This window comes from Streptomyces sp. NBC_01707 (assembly GCF_041438805.1).
In the GTDB taxonomy this organism is placed as follows: Bacteria; Actinomycetota; Actinomycetes; order Streptomycetales; family Streptomycetaceae; genus Streptomyces.
The window spans coordinates 430,632-447,453 of the sequence record NZ_CP109190.1; the positions used below are offsets into that span (position 1 = coordinate 430,632).

At 69.5% G+C, this 16,822-nt stretch carries 9 protein-coding genes and 2 pseudogenes; 5 read left to right on the forward strand and 6 right to left on the reverse strand.

Annotated features, from left to right (window positions below):
* Positions 1 to 91 precede the first annotated feature (91 nt).
* On the forward strand, positions 92 to 2,647 hold the full coding sequence (locus OG963_RS02070) for an ABC transporter permease (protein ID WP_371798255.1): 2,556 nt from the start codon (positions 92 to 94) through the stop codon (positions 2,645 to 2,647).
* A 123-nt stretch (positions 2,648 to 2,770) separates the two neighbouring features.
* On the opposite strand, the gene OG963_RS02075 is transcribed toward OG963_RS02070, so the two are convergent.
* The 6 genes and pseudogenes from OG963_RS02075 to OG963_RS02100 form a co-directional block, all read right to left on the reverse strand.
* Positions 2,771 to 3,994, reverse strand: coding sequence for a PP2C family protein-serine/threonine phosphatase (locus OG963_RS02075; protein WP_371798256.1), 1,224 nt, complete (start codon positions 3,992 to 3,994; stop codon positions 2,771 to 2,773).
* 120 nt (positions 3,995 to 4,114) lie between these two features.
* Complete coding sequence (gene alsS, locus OG963_RS02080) at positions 4,115 to 5,797, reverse strand: acetolactate synthase AlsS (protein WP_371798257.1); 1,683 nt, start codon at positions 5,795 to 5,797, stop codon at positions 4,115 to 4,117.
* A gap of 801 nt (positions 5,798 to 6,598) precedes the next feature.
* The gene (locus tag OG963_RS02085; protein ID WP_093779195.1) at positions 6,599 to 9,370 is read right to left on the reverse strand and encodes a LuxR family transcriptional regulator; all 2,772 of its coding nucleotides are present in this window, start codon (positions 9,368 to 9,370) and stop codon (positions 6,599 to 6,601) included.
* Between the two features lie 813 nt (positions 9,371 to 10,183).
* Positions 10,184 to 10,399, reverse strand: a pseudogene (locus OG963_RS02090) (HU family DNA-binding protein); the annotation flags it as partial.
* 549 nt (positions 10,400 to 10,948) lie between these two features.
* Positions 10,949 to 11,211 (reverse strand): annotated as a pseudogene (locus OG963_RS02095) (prolyl aminopeptidase); the annotation flags it as partial.
* Positions 11,212 to 11,452: 241 nt separating this feature from the next.
* Positions 11,453 to 12,430: a hypothetical protein gene (locus tag OG963_RS02100; RefSeq protein ID WP_256328298.1), complete on the reverse strand. Its 978-nt coding sequence runs from the start codon at positions 12,428 to 12,430 to the stop codon at positions 11,453 to 11,455.
* Between the two features lie 110 nt (positions 12,431 to 12,540).
* Between OG963_RS02100 and OG963_RS02105 the strand changes: the two genes are divergently transcribed.
* The 4 genes from OG963_RS02105 (at position 12,541) to OG963_RS02120 (ending at position 16,780) form a co-directional block, all read left to right on the forward strand.
* A complete protein-coding gene (locus OG963_RS02105) occupies positions 12,541 to 13,536 on the forward strand; it encodes an ArsR/SmtB family transcription factor (RefSeq protein ID WP_371798258.1) in 996 nt (331 codons plus the stop codon).
* Positions 13,537 to 13,802: 266 nt separating this feature from the next.
* Positions 13,803 to 14,369, forward strand: coding sequence for an RNA polymerase sigma factor (locus OG963_RS02110; protein ID WP_371798259.1), 567 nt, complete (start codon positions 13,803 to 13,805; stop codon positions 14,367 to 14,369).
* Positions 14,366 to 15,598, forward strand: a complete 1,233-nt coding sequence (locus OG963_RS02115; protein WP_371798260.1) for a CU044_5270 family protein — start codon at positions 14,366 to 14,368, stop codon at positions 15,596 to 15,598. The genes OG963_RS02110 and OG963_RS02115 overlap by 4 nt, the downstream gene beginning before the upstream one ends.
* Positions 15,599 to 15,985: 387 nt before the next feature.
* On the forward strand, positions 15,986 to 16,780 hold the full coding sequence (locus OG963_RS02120; RefSeq protein ID WP_093779203.1) for a L,D-transpeptidase family protein: 795 nt from the start codon (positions 15,986 to 15,988) through the stop codon (positions 16,778 to 16,780).
* Positions 16,781 to 16,822: the final 42 nt, after the last annotated feature.

Sequence of the window (16,822 nt, forward strand, 5' to 3'; positions counted from 1 at the left end):
CCCTCAGGCCCCCTCTCCGGGGCCCAGCCCCCGCTCCCGTCGCTTCGTCCGGTCCCGGTGGGTCCGGACGCCCCACCACCTGGACGCCCACATGTTCCGTACCGCCGTGCGCACCGTGCTCGCGCACAAGGCCAGGCTGCTGATGACCGTGCTCGCCGTGATGCTCGGCGTGGCCTTCGTCTCCGGCACCCTGGTCTTCACCGACACCCTCGGCAACGCCTTCCGCAACCAGTCCGCCAAGAGCTACGACAACGTGGCGGTGGCCGTCACCTCGTTCGGCGACCCGAACGACCCCGAGTCCGACCCCGGCATCTCCCAGAAGACCGTCGACAAGATCCGGGCACTGGACGGCGTGGCCGCCGCGTACGGCCGCGTCGAGGGCTTCGCCGGGGTCGCCGACCCCGACGGGAAGCTCATCGATGGCACGTTCGGCAGCCCCAAGGGCTCCAACTTCGCCCCCGGCAACGACGGCAAGGACCCCGCCTACGCCTTCACCGACGGCTCGGGCCCGCTGAAGGCCGGTCAGATCGCGCTGGACGAGGGCACTGCCGCCAAGGGCCGCTACGAGGTCGGCGACCGTGTCCGGGTCGCGATCAACGGGCCGGTGAAGGTGTTCACCCTCAGCGGTGTCTTCACCACCGACGACGGCGAGGTGAAAGCCGGCGGCAGCCTCGTGCTCTTCGACACGGCCGTCGCCCAGAAGCAGTACCTCGAGGCGGGCTGGTACCAGGACGTCACCGTCACCGCCGACCCCGGCGCCGACGACGCGAAGCTCCTCGACGCGATCGAACCGCTGCTGCCGAAGTCCGCCGAGGCCAAGACCGGCCAGGCGACCGCCGAAGTGCAGGCGAAGGAGATCGAGTCGGGCCTGGGCGCCCTCAAGCAGGTGCTGCTGGGCTTCGCCGGCATCGCGCTCTTCGTCGGCGTCTTCCTGATCTCCAACACCTTCTCGATGCTGGTCGCCCAGCGCGCCAAGGAGCTCGCCCTGATGCGCGCCGTCGGCGCCTCGCGCAAGCAGATCACCCGCTCGGTGCTCATCGAGGCCGCGGTTGTCGGCGCGATCGCCTCGGCGATCGGCTTCGTCATCGGCGTCGGTCTGGCGCTCGGGCTGCGCTCGGGCATGGCCACGTTCGGCATGAACGTTCCGCCCGGACCGTTGGTCGTGACCGCCACCCCGGTGATCGCCGCACTCGCCGTCGGCGTGCTGATCACGATGCTCGCCGCCTGGCTGCCGGGCCGCAGAGCCGCGAAGATCCCGCCCGTGGCGGCGATGATCAGCGTCCACGCGGTCGCCACCACCAAGTCCCTGGTGGTACGCAACTCCATCGGCGCGTTCATCAGCACGCTCGGCGCCGCCGCCATCGTGTGGGGCGCCGGAATGGGCGGCGATGACGGCCGGATCCGTATCGCGGCAGGCGCGTTCTTCGCGCTGATCGGTATCATCATCCTGATCCCGCTGCTGTCGCGGCCCGTCATCGCGCTCATCCGCCCGCTGCTCACCGGCCCGTTCGGGGTCTCCGGCAAGCTGGCCGGGCGGAACGCGGTCCGCAACCCGCGCCGCACCGGCGCCACGGCATCCGCGCTCGCCATCGGTCTGACGCTCGTGACCGGTCTGTCGGTGCTCGGTGTCACGGTCGGCCAGGCCCTCGACAAGATGACCACGGACAACATCAAGGCCGACTACATGGTCGTGATGGCGAACGGCGGTGACCTCGACCAGTCCGCGCTGACCGCCCTGGAGAAGGCGGACGGCGTCTCCGCGGTCTCGCCGCAGCAGTCCGTGTACTTCGAACTCAGGAAGGACAGGAAGGGCGAGAGGGACGGCTTCGTGTCGGTGTCGGCGGTTACCCCTGGCGCCATCGAGAAGGTCCTGAACATCGACGTCGTGCAGGGCGGCCTCGGATCGCTCGCCGACGGACGGATCGCGGTCGCCGAGAAGACGGCCGAGAAGAGGGGCTGGAAGGTCGGCACGGACATTCCCGTCACCTTCGGCGACAAGAAGCAGGGCACCCTGACGGTCGGCGCGGTCTACAAGGACAGCGAGTTCGTGTCCCCCGTCATCGTCAGCACCGAGGTCGTCAACCCGCACGAGGCCAAGCCGTTCATCCCGCAGATCTTCGTGAAGATGGACGGCGGCCGGACCACGGCGAACGAGAAGGCCCTGATCAGCGCCCTCGGTGAGAACCCGGCCATCACGGTGATGGACCACCAGGACATCCGCGACCAGTTCGGCGGCATGATCAACCTGATACTGAACATCCTGTACGGCCTTCTCGCGATGGCCCTCCTCATCGCCGTCCTCGGCGTGGTCAACACCCTCGCGATGTCGGTCTTCGAGCGCCAGCAGGAGATCGGCATGCTCCGCGCGATCGGTCTCGACCGACGCCGGGTGAAGCGGATGGTCCGGCTGGAGGCCGTGGTCATCTCCCTCTTCGGCGCACTGATCGGCATCGGCCTCGGCGTGTTCCTCGGCTGGGCGATCGGCGAGACCATCAGGGCGTCGATCCCCGGCTACGAGCTCGTCCTGCCCTGGGACCGGATCGGGATCTTCCTGGTGCTCGCGGGACTCGTCGGCGTGCTGGCCTCGCTGTGGCCGGCCCGCAGCGCCGCGAAGCTGAACATGCTGAACGCGATCAAGACCGAGTAGCGGCTGTCGTACGACGAGAGGGCCGGGCCTTCCCCTGAGGAGGGCCCGGCCCCCGGTTCATCGTCGACGAGCCTGGAAGCCGGTGCTGACCAGTGGCGATGGCTTTACGAGCCCCACCGGTGTCTATGCGGGCCACGAGCCGAACTCGGTAGTGAACGGACTCGGATGGTGGCCGTCCTCGTCGGCACCCTCCGTGGGCGGTGCGGCCCGGCGGCGCACCGCGACCATGGCGACGTCGTCCTGCACCTCCCCGCCCGCATGGACCGTCAGGTCGCTCATGAGGCGCTCGATCAGGTACTGCGGCTCGTCCTCGGCAAGGAGCGCGAAACGGTCCAGCGCCGGGTAGAAGACGCCCGCTGCGTCGCGGGTCTCAAGGAGGCCGTCGGTGTGCAGGAGCAGCGTGTCCTCCGGCTCGAATCCGAACGTGTTGACCTGATAGGCCGCTTGGTCACCGCCCAGGCCGAGCGGTGGTGCCGGCTGCGGCACTTCGAGGAGGTCCACGTCTGTGCCGTGAGAGCGCATCAGGTCGGGGTGGCCGCAGCTGATCACGTGGACGACGTGCGAGTCGTCGGGTATCTCCAGGACGAGAGCGGTGATGAACCGCTCCGCGGCGTTGCTGTCCGTCTGTCCGGCCTGGTCGACACGGCGGCGCACGCCGGCGTCCAGGGCCAGGGCGACATGCTCCAGTCGCACGTCACGGTGCGCGGCTTCGCGGAACGCACCGATGACGGCTGCGGCGTCGTCGACCGCCGCCAAGCCGTTGCCCCGCACGTCACCGATCAACATCCGGACCGTGCGGTCGACACGTTCGGCGGCGTACACGTCTCCGCCGATGTGTGCGTGGGCGGCGGCCGAGCGATAGGCGGTGGCGATTTCCAGGCCTGCCACACGACAGGGCAAGGGGGGCAGCAGCGCCCTTTGCGCCGTCTCCGCAACGGAGCGCACCGCACGAAGCGTTCGATGGTCCACGTCCCGCATTCGCCGGAACACGAGGACCAGGACGCAGACGACCAACAGGCCCAGGACGTCGATCGGGAGGATCGGTGAGCTGGGCAGACCGTCGTCGACGTCGACCGCGACCACGCCGAGACAGGCCAGGGCTGTCATGCTGACGGTGGTACACGTGTTGTCTGCCGCAGCGGTGAGAGCCGGCACCGCCACCAGCAGCACTACCAGGTGGACGTCCGCGGGGACGATCACACCCCCCAGGGTGACGCCGAGCAGGACGGCCGAGGCGACCACGACCGCGATGAGCGGTCGTAGCCGTACCGCCGAGAGGCTGAAGGCGAGTCCCGCGGATGTCGCGGCGCGGCCCGTGCTTGTCATCATGTGTGTCTGCGTCGTCATGAGAACCTCCTGCTTGTCGCGATGTGTGCCTGCCTCACCGCGGCTGATCGCCACCGTGGGCTGGGCCGACCGACCGGACCAGCTGGAGGGGGCTGCGCCCGAGCCGCGGTCGTCGTCCCGTCATCTCAGATTGCTGTCATGGAGCTGCGCGAAGAGTTCGGTGCTCTGTGCGTAGTCGACCGGGACGTCGATGATCGTGATGCCGGGGTCGCAGAGTCTGCCCGGGTCGAGAGACCAGCGCAGTTCGGACTCGAAGGCATCCATGGTCTCGGTCCGGATTCCTCTGGCGCCGAACGCGCCGGCGTACAGGGCGATGTTGTAGTCGCCCGACCGGACACCGGACGCCCTGCCGAATTTGCGATGCTCCTGGAAGGCCACCATGTCGTAAGCGTTGTCCCGCATGATCACATGCGTGGCATGGAGGCCCAGACGGGTGGCGGTCTCTATTTCCGGTGCGCTGGACAGAAACCCCCCGTCCCCGGAGACCGACACCACCTGTGTCCCCGGCCGCAGCAGTGCGGCGGTCATCGCCCGTGGCAGGGCAACTCCCTGTGCCTGCATGCCGTTGGAGAGCAGGATGCGCCGCGGCTCGTGTCCGCGGAGGTGACGGGCCATGTAGATGTGCGAGCCCGTGTCGGACACCACGGTGGCGTCGTCCTCCACGTTCTCAGCGATCTTGAGGATCACCGCGGCGGGATTGAGGCCGACAGCGGTGGCCGGGACCGCCCTTGCCTCCTCTTCGATACAGGCCAGGGCGGCGCGCTGTTCGGCCAGGGCAGCTCGGGTCCGGTTACTGATCGCCAGCCCGGACAGCTCCCCTGACAGCTCACCGACCGTCGCGGCCACATCGCCCCGCAGTTCCAGAGCGGGCTGGTAGTGGCTGCCGATCTCGGCGGGCAGTGCATCGATGTGGACGATCGCACGGGCCGGGTCGGTGTTCCACAGGCCCGGGTCGTACTCCACGGGGTCGTAGCCGACGGTGATCAGGACGTCGGCATGTGTCACCACGACGTCCCCGGGCTGGTTGCGGAAAAGGCCGATCCGACCGGCGTACTGCTCCTCCAGTGTGCGCGGGACGATGCCCGCCGCCTGGGATGTCTCCACCACGGGCAGGCCTGTGACGCGGATCAGTTCGCGCACCGCGGCGCAGGCCTCGGGATCCGCACCACGCAGCCCGACCAGCAGGACGGGCTGCTGTGCGGCGCGGATGATCTGTGCGGCACGGTGGATGCATTCAGCGGGAGCGGGGCCGGGTGAAGGGTGCCTGTGCGGCTGGACGACGGTGGCGGCGGTGAGCGCGCCTGCGACGTCGTCAGGTATCACCACCGCGGCCGCACCGCGGGGTGGGGTGACCGCCGCACGCACGGCGCTGGCGATGGCTTCGGGGACGTTGTCGGGGTCGTGGACTTCGCAGGTATAAGTGGTGACCAGCCTCAGTGCGGCGATGGCGTCCATCGACCGCTGGGTTCGCTCGAACCGGCCCCGGCGGGTCATAGCCCCGCACACAGCGATCATGGGGTACTGCTCAGTCGTCGCCGTGAGCAGAGCGGTCATCAGATTGGTGGTGCCGGCTCCTGAGGTGGCCAGGACCGCTCCGGGCGTACCGGTCAGCAGCCCGACAGCGGCGGCCATCACGGCAGCGTTCTGTTCGTGGCGGCACATCACAAGTTCGGGCCCTCCGACGGCCAGGGCACCGTGAACGGCGTCGATCGTGGCTCCGGGAACACCGAAGACGTACGGCACGCCGTACTGCGAGAGGGTCTCGACCATGCGATGGGCCGCACCGACGGGTGGGGTGGGCATGTGCCCGCCGCCTTTCTTGAACGTTGGGTTTGCGCAACGGTGGTGGCAGTTGCCGCGCGGGGTGTGGTGACCGTTGCCGGGCCGACCTGTGCGGATCCGGTCGGTTCTCGGCCCAGGTCGGGCCGTCACCCGCCCTCCGCCGGGCGGGTCTGCGTGCTCGAATCCGGGCACGTGGAAGCCGGCCGGAGCGCCGTCGAAGCGGACACCGGTGGTTTCCTCCTGTCCGCCGCGGGCCTGGGCCGGCAGCGAGCAGGCAGGATGTTGCGCCATGCCGGCGGGTGGTGATGCCGATCGAGCCCCCGGTCGCCCGGATCGCGCAGGGAAGGTTCGGCCGGGCAGGGACCGGTCGGCCGGGGCGCCCCTGCACGCGCAGATGGCGGCAGGTCGTCGAGGACGAGTACGCGCTGTCGTGGGGGTTGAAGGCGTCCGAGCCGAAGTCGCCGCCTTGCGACGGGAGTTCGCGGATCGTCACCTCGCCGCCACATACCGTCGAACTGGGTGGCGATCGTGGAGGCCGAGTCCTCCCCTGGAGCCGCTTCAGGACGATGGCGCTGCCTGGGCGGGTCGAGGGGAAGCAGGAGGCATGCCCACCGGTGGAATACCTCGTGGCAGGACACGGAGGAATCAGGTGTGGTCGTGGGCGTGATCATGGCGGTCCGCTCGCTTTCCGCGGTGTGTCGCGGCAAGCACGGCCGACGTTCTGCCGCCGGCACGCGCCGGTGCCGCATCACTTGTAACGGTAGGCACACGCCCCCGCCCGAGGGCACCACGTGAATGCGTAGTCGTGCTCGGGTCGCGGCGTCAGGACCGGTCCGTGTCTCCGGGAATCGGCTGGCCGTCTTGCAGCAGCCGGGCGAGCTGAGTACGCGTGGTGACCTTGAACTTACGGAAGACTTTGCGCAGGTGGTAGTCGACCGTGCTGGCGCTGATGAACAATCGCGACGCGATCTCGGGGTTGGTGGCTCCCTCGGCCGCCAGCATCGCAACCCGTCTTTCCTGGGGAGTGAGCTGCTCATCGAAACCGGACCGACGCTTGCGGGTGGGTTCGCCGGCCGCTGACAGTTCGCTGCGAGCCCGTTCGGCGAAACCGTCCATGCCGAACCGCACGAACATGTCGTGTGCCTGCCGTAGTTGGTCTCGTGCCTCGAGGAGGCGGCGCTCGCGCCGCAGCCACTCCCCGTACAGAAGATGGACACGAGCCACCGCGGCGCGCAAGCCGGTGCACTCAAGCTGTCCCAAGGCCGTGCGGTACAGGTCTTCGACGTCCGTGCCAACGGCAAGCAGAGCCCGGCAGTGTGCTTCAAGGCCTGCGGCCCAGTGGCTGGAGCAGGGCTCGGTCGTCCGGCACAACTCCCTCAGCGCCTCGTCGGCCAGGTCCTGGTGTCCGGTACGTACGGCCGCCTCGATGAGCTCAGGCAGCGCCCAGTTGCGGATCCGCTGGACGCTGGAGTCGGCGACGGCCTGGCGGGCGGATTCCAGCGCCTGATCGTACCGGCATGCACCGTTGTGGAGCACGGCGGTGGCCCATTGCAGGTAGGTCAGCGCCATGCCTTCGCCCCGCGCCAGCGAGTCCCGGGTCGCGGTGCGGATCGCGGCAGCGGCCTCATCATCCCGGCCGCGGAAGACGGCGAGCCCCACCTCCGCGTAGGCAACCGGGCCGGCTCCGGTCATCAAAGTGACGTCGGCGGCCGTCTCGGCCAACGAGGCGGCCTGCATGAGCTCCCCGCTCAGCAGGTGCAGTCCCGCACGTGTGGCTGCGGCCATCGGGAGAATGCTGAGTGCTCCTCGTTCCTCGCAGGATCGCAGCAGCCTCGTGGCCAGCAGTCGCCATGCCTCGTCGTCCCACAACAGCCCGGCGCCGTGGCCGGCCAGCCACAGCCAGTACAACTCCTCCTCGGGGGCCAGTTCCGCTGTGGTGAACGCCGACACCGCCTTGCGCAACACCGGAACTGCGGCGTCTCGGCCTTCGACGATCAGGAGCGTCAGCCCGTCCAGCAGGAGGTCGGAGGCGCGTGGAACGGACGCCGCAGGCAGCCGGCGAGCGCTGTGGGCAACCTCCGCGATCCGGCACTCGTCGCCCAGCCGGCCGGCGAGCATTGCTGAGGTCAGGGCCTGCAGGTAGACATCCCTGGCACGGGAGACGTCGATGGACTCGAAGCGGCGGGCCGCGCTCAGCAGCACGGGGGCGGCGCCGCCGCCGAAACTGTGAGCAAGCGCGATCTGCCCTCGCAGCAGCTCGCTGTTGGCGGCCCGCAGCTCGTTCTCGGGTCCCCGGTCGACCAGGGCAAGGAGGTCCAGAGCGCTGTCGTACGCGCCGGCTTGCTGTTTGGCGCGTGCCGCACCCAGCGCCCGCTCCGCCCTGGCGGCGGGGTCGGCAGTGAGCGCGACCGACCGCTCCAGGAATGCCGCAGCGGCAGCGATACCGCCGCGTGCCAGGGCCCGGTGAGCCGACCCCTCGAGCTCCGATGCGGCTTCCTCGTCGAAGCCGACGGCGGCCTGCGCGCGGTGCCACGCACGCCGGTCCGGTTCCGAAGGACCGGTGACATCGGCCAGAGCCCGGTGCGCGGCCCGCCGCTGCGACGGCGGCATCGCCTGATAGACAGCCGACCGCACCAGGGGATGGCGGAAGACCACCTGCGTGCCGATGGACAGCAGCCCGTCGGTCTCGGCCGCTGTCGCGGCCGAGACTCCGATTCCCAGACGGGCGGCCGCGCGCCACAACAGCGCGGAGTCGCCGGTCGGCTCTGCCGCGGCCACCAGGAGCAGCATCCGGGTGGCCGGCGGAAGTCTGAGGACCCGGCTACGGAAACTGTCCTCGATGCGCCCCGGCACGGCTGCGGTGCCCGTCGGACCGAAACAGCCCACGAACTCGGCAGCCGTCATCGCCCGGGGCAGTTCGAGCAGGGCCAGCGGATTGCCCCGGGCCTCCGCCGCGATCCGGTCCACGACTTCCTCGTCCAACGGCACGTGCAGAGCGGAGTGCAGCAAGGCACGGGCGTCGCCAGGGCCGAGCCCGGTCAGCACCACCTCCTGCAACCCGCCCAGACCACCATCGGCATGGCGGGTGGCGAACACGAGGCCGAGGGGCTCCGCACCGACGCGGTGCGCCACGAACGTCAACGCCTGGGCCGAACCCGGATCGAGCCACTGGGCGTCGTCGATCACACAGATCAGCGGTTGGCGGGCCGCCGCTTCGGACAACAAGCCCAGTACGGCCAGGCCCAGCACGAAGCGGTCGGGCGCAGCTCCTGTCCGCAGCCCGAATGCCGCAGCCAGGGTGTCCTGCTGCGGTCCGGGCAGGTGCTCCAGTGCGGGTAGGAACGGCGCGCAGACCTGGTGCAACCCACCGAAGGGCAGCTCCGCCTCCGCTTCCACACCGGCGGCCCGCACCACGCGGAAGCCGACCGCAGTCGAAGCCATGTGGTCGAGGAGCGCGGACTTGCCGATACCAGGTTCACCGACGATCACAAGAGCGCCACCTCGACCGGCCTTGACGGCATCCTGCCAGCGGTCGAACAACGCACATTCGGCACGCCGACCCAGGAAGACCGCAGCACGCCCCGGCAACACCATGTTCCCAATCTACCTGCGGCATCCAGCCCGTACCTCTCCGACCTGGGCTTATGCCCTCGAACGCAGTCACCGGCCGACAAGACCGCCAGAAGCCGCAGGTGCATCGCGCCGGCAGACCTGGACCGACCGACGGACCGAGCCACAGGCCGGCTCCGGGCTGGGTGTGTACGGTCGGTCTTCGGTGTAGGAACTGCCTGTCACCCTGTGGCGTTCGGAAACTCATCGCCGCTGCTCAGAGTGGGTCTGGTGCACGGTGACGCACGTCTGGAACCCTGTCCGGATGTTCGTCTCGCCCGTGTGTCGGGTGGCACGGAAACTGCTGTCGGTCCCCACGGTGCTGCTACGCCGATGCGCGGCAAAGGATGCCTAATTGCTGGTGCTGCACCATGAGAACGCGGTGCTGCGCGGGCAGCTCTCGCCAGCAGGGCGGTACGAACCGACGGACCGGCTGTGGTTCGCTGCGGTTCGCTGCGCTGTCCTCGCTGGTCACGCGACGCCGCTGAGTGCGCATGTTCCCGGTGACGCCCGTTCCCCTTCCCCGTGGCACCGCCAGACTCATCACCCGCAAGTGGGACTACGGCAAGCGCCGGAGCCGGGCGGGCAGGCCGCCGACCGCGGACCCGGTGAAGGCGCTGGTGCTGCGGCCCGCCGAAGGGAATCCGCGGTTGGGCTGTCGTCGGATCCGAGGTGAACTTGTTCGTCTGAGGCATTCTCCGTGGCACGCCTCGGCCTCGACATGGAAATCGTGCCGTCTGCCAGCAACTCGCTGTAGGCCGGCATCTAGGCGTCGCCGGATTTCAATCGGCGCTCTTCCTGCTTGGCGGGAGCGCGCTCACTTGTCTGCGGCTTGCCTGCGTAACGAGCGGTCCGGTCAAGCCTTTCGAAGCTGCCGATTCCGGCGACCGACACGCGTTCGCCCGCGACGACTGCGCGGACCATGGCGTCGAGGACCGCATCGACCGCGTGGGCGGCCTGCTGTTGCCCACCGAGCTTGTCGGCAATCGCTTCGACGAGCTGAGCCTTGTTCATGTCCATCCCGATAGGTGGAGGTAGGGAATAGTCCGACGATAGCCACGGCTTCGGCTTCCCGACGGAGGCCTGACCGGGATCTCCCACAGTTCGCCCTGTCAGCCCATACCATGACCTGCCCATGACCATGGCGTAGGGAAAAAGGGCGCTGTCTGCGGTGCGGTCCCCTCCGCCACCGGGGTCCTCCCTCACGCGTAGGCGACGGAGTCCTCCGGGGTGGCGCCGTGGCCACAGCGCGGCCCCCTCCGCCACCTGAACTGATCGATCAGGACGAGCAATACCCAGTAGAAACTCCTCGACGGCCGAGCGGCTGCCGACGATGTGGATCAGCTGATGGGGCGTGGTGTCCGCGGGGCAGGAGCCGATGCAGCAGGAGATCTCGTCGGAGCGGCTGACGCTGCGGCGGGCGATCACCCGGTGGCGAGGGTCCTCCCTTTGCCAGGGCCGCACCTCGTCGACACGCGACCGGTCAAAGACCCGCACGTGTTCCCCTCCCTGCCACCGCAGAAGTAGAAGCGACACTCGTCCGGGAGGGGCGCCCATGGGCCGGTTGAGCTTCATGTCGGTGGCCGGGTCGCTCGCGTGAGGCGTGCTTCGGCAGCATCCGGGCTGATCGAAGAGGATGATCCGCTATCGCTCCGGATCGAAGGTCTTGCGGGGCCTGCCGAGCACCCCGGACCGTGGCCGCCCTGCACCACGAGAGCGGGCTTACCGTCCGGGTTGCCGCACGCCTTCCGGTAGACGAGGTTGCCGTCGCCCGTATCGAACATGCCGGGGTCGTACGGTTCGGTCGGCGGGTAAGGGACGGCCATGGTCCGGCACTCCCCCATCGAGTTCGTCGAAGGCATGAGCCGAACACAGCACGTATGGTCTGAAGCTGACGAGCAAGCCAAGGGTTGTCCCGTGATCCGTGGTGGATCGGCGCACGGCGTCGGATGCGGTGCATCGCAAGGCGGACGGGCGTCCTCATACCGGTCGCATCAGGACGTTACGACAACGCAGTGAGGTGCCGTACCTGTCGTCGTGCGCCCGCCAGGGATTACGGGACAGCCCTCAGGGACGGTCGCAGGTCGGGTCGTCGATCGCGCTCACGGTGTACGGGGGCTCCCCCGGCGGGGCGTCGTTCTGGCTGTTCACCACGTAGAGCCGGCAGTTATGGCGGGCCAGCGTGGTGGGCAGGTCGAACGGCGCGCCCGTGATCCGGTGAGTCACCACTCCGGTGCGCAGCTCCTCGTCGAGCGTGGCTACGTAGACCCCGCTCGGGGCGCCGTAGTTGAGCACCGCGTACAGCGTCCGCCCGCGCAGCAGCATGCCATCGGCACCGAAGGACGCCCCGTCCAGATCCAGTTGACCGACCTGCCGGGTTGCGACGTCGACCCGCCACACGGCCTCCGTCCCGTTGGAGGCCACCAGCAGAGTTCGGCCCGACCGGTCCGCCACGATGCCGTTGAGCAGCCAGAACTGCGCCGGGAACTGCGGGAAGGCGGAGCGGACGTCCAGCCAGGGCTCCAAGGGCCCGAGTTCGCCGCCGTGGATCTCGGCGCGGTGCACGACGGGATTGGCCCAGTCCGTGACGTAGACGGCGTCCTCGGTGATCACAAGGTCGTTGAGGTCGGACGCGCCGAGCGGTCCGCTCTGCGCGGTACGCGTGGCCAGCAGGCGCCCGCGGCGGTCGTGGACGGTCAGCTCGGCGCCTCCCACCGAGAAGACCCGCCCCCGGGCGTCGGTGTGCACCCCCAGGGTGCTCGTACGGTCCTCGACGCCGTCCGCGCGGAAGGGACGCAGGCGCGGGTCGCGGACGGTCCCCCGGTACAGCGCGCCGGTGCCGTCGGAGGACACGTACATCGTGCCGTCGCGGTCGATCGCGATCCCCTCGGGCAGGACCCCCGGGGACCGCGAGACCACATAGGTGCGGGGCAGATCGTGCGCAACGGCCGAGGCGGGCTGGGCTGCCAGGCCGACCAGCAGGACCGAGGCGCCGAGACACAGAAGACGGTTGGTGCCGGGCATCATTGCGACCTCCGGGTACATGGGTGGGCCCCGCCGCGCGGGGACGCTCGAGAGCCTGCCCAGGGTGCCTCGCGATCGCATGGCCTTTCACGTCTGGGCGAAAGGCTTCGCCCAGACGATAATCGGTCGACGTGATTCGCTTACACCTCGACGCCGCCGACCTCCGCCGGATCACCCTCGCCCCGGCACCCAACGCCCTCTTCGAGGCGGCCCTCAGCGTCCGCGGCCTGCGCACCGGAACGACCGCGCAGGGTCGCGCGCGGCCCGCCGTCGACCAGTGGCGACGCCGGGTGAACGGCAGCCTGACCGAACGCGCCGGGGTGCTCCTCGACCTGGTGCCACGCGACGGCTACCTGCCGGACTTCCTGCTGCAGCCGTCCGCCGGGGACTTCGCCACCGCTGTCGACCTGGCCGGACGGACGCCGTCCGAGCTGCTCGTCAAGGACCTGCGGATCGCGGACCTGCCCGGGCGCGACGGAGGCCCGGTGGCGTCCAGCCGGTGGTCGCGGGAACTCGCCGCCGGGTCGGCCGCCGCCCGGCACACCCTGATGGACGATCTGCGGCGGTACTTCACCTCGTCCATAGCTCCGTTGTGGCCGCAGGTCCGCACCGACACCACGGCCGATCGCGTCCTACGGGCCGAGATGCTGCTGCGTGGCGGCGTCGACGCCCTCCTGACCACTCTCAACCCCACCTGGCTCTGGGACCCGCCGACCCTGCACCTGCCGTCGCGCTCCTCTTACGACATCCCGCTGTGCGGCCGGGGACTGCTGCTCATGCCGTCCTGGTTCGCGACGGGTCCCGTGATCATGTACCGGCCCGAGGAGGCGACCGTGCTCGCCTACCCGATGCATCTCCCCGACGCGCCGGCCGGCCCGCCCGAGGTGCTCGGCCCGCTGCTCGGAAGGACCCGCGCCGCGGTCCTCGCCGGTGTGCGCGATCCGGCGACGACCACCGCGCTCGCCCAACGCGTCGGTGTCTCCCTGGCCACGGCCAGCCAGCACGCGACTGTGCTACGCAACGCGGGGCTGCTGCGCACGACCCGGATCGGCATCGCGGTCCTGCACAGCCTCACTCCACTCGGCCGGGCCCTGCTGGACGGCGAGCCCCCGGCCCTTCTCGGCTAAGTGGGCGTCTGATCCGGAACGAGACCGATGTCCGGTAGCTCCTGGACCCGTATGCCCGGCACCACAGGAGCCGTACGAGCTCGCCTTCGTCGGCGTACTGGCACAGGTGGCACGTTCGCGTTCGACCAGCTCCGGCCCGCAGAGGGTGGGGTGACGCCGAGGGGGACGTGATGTGGACCACATCTGCAGGAATTTCGTTTCGGAATGTAAGAAACGGGCTGCTTCGCTCATTCCTTGGTGAGAGAGCCGAGATGAGGGGACGGCGCGTGACACATGCCCAACGCTTCCGGGACGTCTACGAGGAGTGCTATCCACGTGTCCTTGCGTACGCCACCAGCCTCGTCGGACGGCAGATCGGGGAGGACATCACCAGCGAGACGTTCACCGTCGCCTGGCGGCGGGTGCGGGACATTCCTCACCCGGCACTGCCGTGGCTCCTGGGCGTGGCCCGCAACCTGGTGCGCGAACTACATCGGCGGGACGCCCACCAGTACGTCCTCGCCGCCGAGGAAGCACAGCGCATCAGCAGCGGAGCCCAGACCGACGTCGGTGACATCGCGGCGGAGGTCACCGATCGGCACAACGCGTTGCAGGCCCTCGCGAGCCTGCCGGAGGCCGACCGGGAACTGCTGGCACTCATCGCCTGGCACGGCCTGAGCGCCAAGGAGGCCGCGCAGGTCCTGGACTGCACCACCGCGACGCTGACCGTCCGGCTGTACCGGGCCCGCCGCCGTCTGGAGAGAGCCCTGGAGGCGGCACCCCTGTCAGAGGCGGCGTCCACACCTCCCGTAGAGGCCTCGTACCCCACCCGTCACGAAGGAGCACCTGCGTGAAGAACAGCCACAAGCGGTCCGGGCGGCCCGACGTCATGAAGGTACTCGCGGACGCACGGCCCGACGAACTGGATCCGTCCCGGCTTGTTGACCCCGCGCGGCAGTTGGAGGACCTCGCACGCATCGTCGCCGGAGCGACGGACGGCCGCGCGGCACGCTTCCTCACACCGGTGCGCCGGAGAAGTGGGTTCCGGCCGCTGGGAGCAGCAGCCCTCGCAGCCGTGGCGGCGTCCGTGGTGGTCGTAAGCACACTCGGCTGGCAGGAGCCGGGTGAGCGGCCGACCGCACAGCCGCGGTCCTCCGCCGGCACGGAGGGGACGGTCGCCGACGAGGACGTCCGCGCCGACGCCCACTTCGAACTGCTCAGCGCGGCCACGAAGGCGGAAGGCTCGGTCGTCGAAGGAACGTACTGGCAGACCATCACGCGCTCGGAGAACGTGGACGTCGTCGGTGAGAAGGGGCAGCTCTTCGCCGTGCACACCACGTCGACCGTCGACTGGTCGGTGGGCGTGCGCCCCGGAACCCGGAGCCTGATGGTCTCCGGCCTGGATTCCGTGACCGAGCCGCGGACGGCAGCGGACGAGGCACGCTGGCGCGCTGCGGGCTCGCCCGGGACGGTGCGAGCCGAGGTCGCGAAAAGATCCGGGACCGGCAGGATCGGCTACAGAATGGGAACCGGGCGGCCGATGGTCATGCGGACGAGCATCGACGACAAGATTTACGCCGTCGGCCCGCGCAACGTCTCCTACAAGGATCTGCGTGCGCTGCCCTCCACCAGCGGTGAGTTGCGCCGATATCTGGAGCGACTGTACGCGCAGGACAGCGGTGCCGAGACCAGCACCTCCGGCCACAGCGCCTGGATGCTACGCCAGGCAGCCGACCTGATCACGATGCCCGTGAAGCCCGGCGTCCGGGCGGCCGCGTACCGGGTGATGGCGGATCTGCCCGGAGTCCGGGTGGTCGGGCGGGTCACCGATCCCCTGGGGCGTAAGGGCGTCGGCGTCGAGTTCCCCGACACCTACCGGACCCCGCTGGGGAGCACGCGGCAGCGGCTGGTCGTGGACCCGTCCACCGGCGCGATGCTCAGCGAGGACGTCCTGCTGGTCCATCCGTCGGCCAGGGCAAAGGAGGCGGGGCTCGACGCGGGCACGACGGTGAACTACGCGGCGACCACCCGGATGAGCTGGGGCGAGCGCCAGATCACCGTGCCGAAGAACGCTCGTAGCTGAGCCGAGAGTCGAGCTTCGCGACCCAGAAGGAGCATAGGCAAGGACAACTCGCCCCCGGTGCGCACCGACTGACGGACTCGGAGATCTGCCGCTGATTCGACGCCGCAGATCCACGAGCGACGGTCAGCGTCCCCGGCCGCGGTCTGACGGCGAATGGAGCCTCGGCGTCAGGTCCCGGCCGGGTCCTCGACATCCGGGCAACCCGAGCTGGAGTCCGCCTGGTTGAACGTGCCTGAAACCACCTCCGGTCCAGGCTCGCGCCCCTGACGTGGCCACCGATGTCAGACGTGCCGCATTGCCCACGGACATCATCCGGTCTGCCGGATCTGCGAGCCCCGCCATGGGGCTGCCCCTCAATTCCCCGTCCTCTTGAGAAAGATTGCACCAATGCGCCTCCACAGGCCCTACATATCCGCAACTGCAGCGGTCATCGTCTCCTCGCTGGGAATCGCCGCGTACCACCACGTACCCGAGAGGAACCCCACCCCGGCGCCTGGGACGGCGTCGGTCGTCCAGGCCGTCGGCCCGGCGGCCGGGCAGCCGGCGGCCGCGCCCGTCAAACCACGGACGACGGTTTCGCCGCGGACGGAATTCCCCGCACAGCTACCGGGGCTCGGCCCCAAGACCTTGTCGCGCATCCCGGCTGAGACCCGGCAGGTCGTCCTGGTCAGGGGAGCTGCGAGGAACTCGGCGTCCTCGAAGGTCGTGCTCTACGAGCGCGTCGACGACGGCTGGCGTCCCGGGTCGGTGTGGGACGCACACAACGCCTACAAAGGCTGGACCGACGAACACTACGAGGGCGACCTCCACAGCCCCGTAGGAGTGTTCGCTCTCACCGACGCCGGCGGACGACTGGCCGACCCCGGCACCAAGCTGCCCTACCACCATTCCGGCGCGTTTTACGTCAGCGGCACCGGTTTCGAGGGCGAACCGCTCACTGGTTCCTTCGACTACGTCATCGCCATCAACTACAACCGGCAGCCCGGCACATCACCGATGAACGGCGCCCAGCCGATGGGCGCGAACCGCGGCGGGGGTATATGGATCCACGTCGACCACGGCGGCCCCACGCGCGGCTGCGTCAGCCTCTCCAAGACGCACATGAAGCAGTTGCTACAGGCCCTCGACCCCGCTGACCACCCCGTCGTGGTCATGGGCGACGCGGCCTCTCTCGTCCGATGACAGTTCGCGGTCCACAGGAGCAAGTATTCCGCCCCTCCCCCG